Genomic DNA, 1,319 nt, shown 5'->3' with positions numbered 1-1,319 from the left:
GTTTTATCGCTAACTTCACGGTATCGATGACGAGCCTAACATCATTTCGATGACTGATTTGATAAGCGACAATCTCGTTGTTATATAAGTCTTTAATGGCGGATAAATATAATCGGATGCCATTGCTTTGAAGATACGTAATATCCGTCACCCACTTCTCATTTGGTCTTTTGGCTTGAAATTCTCGATTCAAATGGTTATCCGATACCACGTATGCCTCTTTCTTTCCAAAATATTTTCGCTTTCTCCGAATTTTCGCTTGAATCCCTAGTTCTTTCATTAACCGATATACTCTTTTGTGGTTGATGGTTAGGTTGTATTTTTTTCTAAGCCAAGCTGTGACTCGAGGATAGCCGTAAATGCCATGGACAGCTTCGTAACACTCCTGAATCTTTTCTTTGATCTGCTCATTCTCTATTTGTTTTTTCGTCTTCATGAATTTTCTCTTTCTCCACTTGTAGAATCCACTCCTTGAAACGCCGGATACCTCACAGAGTAGACGAATGGTATATTTCTTAGATAGCTCTTCTATTACCTGATATTTGTCTCTTACTTTCTCTCCCCCTTTCTTAACGCTAATAGCTTTTTTAAATATTCATTCTCCACACGTAAACGTTCCAGTTCTTGTTCAGTTGTCAAAGGATTTTTTCTTGGTCTACCTTTACGTAAACTTTTTGTCCTGCCCCTTTTCTCTTCTAATCCTTGAATTCCTTCGTTTTTATAGTGAGTTACCCATCTATGTAACATGGAAGAAGAGATGCGAAATTGATCCATGATTTCACGCTTAGTCCATCCCTCATACAAATATTTCTTCACAACGTCTAATTTATATTCTTTACTGTAAGTTTTTCTGATTTTGCCCATAAAAATATCCCCTCCATAGTAGACAGTACATCCCTTTCTTTTTTTCTGTCTACTATAAGGTGGATTTAAGTCAATATTTTGGACACCAATAAGTGAAATTTAATTTTGATCTCATGCCATATTTTTCATGACATCGCTGGTCGCTTGACATGGAGCCTCTGCGGGCGTGGTGTTATGCGAAGGGCGAAAGGGGCAATGATTTCTTTCGCATGGCAAACAAGCCTGCCACACCCGCCACTCCATGTAAAGCGGATGCTTGTAAAATTGTGAAGAGCACTACGCTGCCCCTTTGATACTGTCTTCTGTTTCTTGTGGCGTCATATAGCCCAAGCAGCTATGAATCCGTTTCCGATTGTACCAGCCTTCTATAAATTCGAATAAGGCTCTTCTGGCAGCTTGAAAGTTCAAATAGTTGACTCTGTAGATCTCTTCCTTTTTCAGAATTGCATGGAAAG

3 protein-coding genes are annotated in these 1,319 nt (G+C 39.0%); all 3 read right to left on the bottom strand.

The window, feature by feature from the left end; translation table 11 throughout:
- Positions 1-580: IS3 family transposase (locus tag CCB157_RS16990; RefSeq protein WP_077616957.1), on the bottom strand; the 580-nt coding region annotated here is incomplete at its 3' end.
- Positions 550-864 carry a helix-turn-helix domain-containing protein gene (locus tag CCB157_RS16985; RefSeq protein WP_077616956.1) on the bottom strand — a complete coding sequence of 105 codons (315 nt, stop codon included), beginning with the start codon at positions 862-864 and terminating at the stop codon, positions 550-552. The genes CCB157_RS16985 and CCB157_RS16990, both read right to left, overlap by 31 nt.
- Before the next feature lie 276 nt (positions 865-1,140).
- Positions 1,141-1,319: IS3 family transposase (locus tag CCB157_RS16980; protein ID WP_143287141.1), on the bottom strand; the 179-nt coding region annotated here is incomplete at its 5' end.

The organism is Caenibacillus caldisaponilyticus (genome assembly GCF_002003465.1).
In the GTDB taxonomy this organism is placed as follows: domain Bacteria; phylum Bacillota; class Bacilli; order Bacillales; family Sporolactobacillaceae; genus Caenibacillus; species Caenibacillus caldisaponilyticus.
This window is presented reverse-complemented; position numbering and strand designations above follow the sequence as displayed.